At 63.2% G+C, this 223-nt stretch carries 1 protein-coding gene; it reads left to right on the top strand.

The genetic code is table 11. The features are described 5' to 3' along the window. Window positions 1-223: enoyl-CoA hydratase-related protein (locus E4K09_RS18945; RefSeq protein ID WP_244610593.1), on the top strand; the 223-nt coding region annotated here is incomplete at both ends.

The raw sequence follows: 223 nt of genomic DNA, 5'->3' as shown, positions 1-223 counted from the left end.
TCAAGGAGATGAGGGACCGCGCCGGGAGTTTCGCCGGATCGCCTGGGGAGCTGCGGGACCGGTACAGGGCCGGAATTCAGAAAACCATCGCCAAGCTCTACAACCTCGAGGTTCCAACCATCGCTGCGGTCAATGGGCCCGCCTATGGCGCCGGATTTGACATCACCTGCGCCTGCGACATCCGCATCGCCGCCGAGAGCGCCGTCTTCGCCGAGAATTTCGT

Source organism: Microvirga pakistanensis (genome assembly GCF_004458765.1).
GTDB lineage: Bacteria > Pseudomonadota > Alphaproteobacteria > Rhizobiales > Beijerinckiaceae > Microvirga > Microvirga pakistanensis.
The sequence above is the reverse complement of the archived record's forward strand: the minus strand, read 5'-3'. Positions and strand labels throughout refer to the sequence as shown.